Annotated in this window: 1 protein-coding gene; it reads right to left on the bottom strand. The window is 57.9% G+C overall.

The window, feature by feature from the left end:
• Nucleotides 1–776 (bottom strand): HflX GTPase family protein (locus EAO36_RS08310; RefSeq protein WP_162983300.1); only part of this gene is annotated, 776 nt, incomplete at both ends.

The following is a 776-nucleotide window of genomic DNA, read 5'->3' as shown; positions in this document are numbered from 1 at the left end:
TTCAGTCTCGCGGCTGACTTCAAACTGTTTCAGTTCATTGGCCAGCTGTGCCGGGATGCGGACATCAATCACCGTGCCCTCCACAGTATATTCCTCAGACAACACTGTGCCGTGCTCGTGGAGACGGGAAATGATGTCACCGCGGGTAAAAGGGATACGCAGCAACAGGTGAGTGTCGCGGGAGTTGAGGAACAGCTCAATGCGAGCCTCCAGCTCCTTGATGCCCTCCCCTGTCAACGCGGAGACAAACACCACATCATCGAGGGCATGGCGCAGTTCAGCCAGGGTGAGTGGATCAGCCTGGTCGATCTTGTTCACCACGATGATTTCCGGCGGCGGGGTTTCCCCGGTGGTGCGCACGATATCACTGATCACCGTGTTCACGGCCTCGATCTGCTTCAGTGGGAAGGGGTCTGAACCATCCACCACATGCAGCATGAGATCAGATTCCACCACTTCCTCCAAGGTGGATTTGAAAGCCTCCACCAGGGAGGTTGGCAGGTGACGGATGAAGCCAACGGTGTCGGTGAAGACCACGTGGCGTCCATCGGCCAGTTCGGCCTTACGGGTGGTGGGATCCAATGTGGCAAAGAGCGCATCCTCCACCAGGACACCAGCACCAGTCATCGCGTTAATCAGCGAGGACTTTCCAGCATTGGTGTATCCGGCAATGGAAATCTGTGGAACCAGTGAGGCTGCGCGCTGTGAACGCTTAACACCACGGGCGGTATCCATGCCGGAAAGCTCCCGGCGCAGGCGCGCCATGTCTGAGCGCA

The organism is Helicobacter mehlei (assembly GCF_003660265.1).
GTDB classification, from domain to species: Bacteria; Campylobacterota; Campylobacteria; order Campylobacterales; family Helicobacteraceae; genus Helicobacter; species Helicobacter mehlei.
This window is presented reverse-complemented; position numbering and strand designations above follow the sequence as displayed.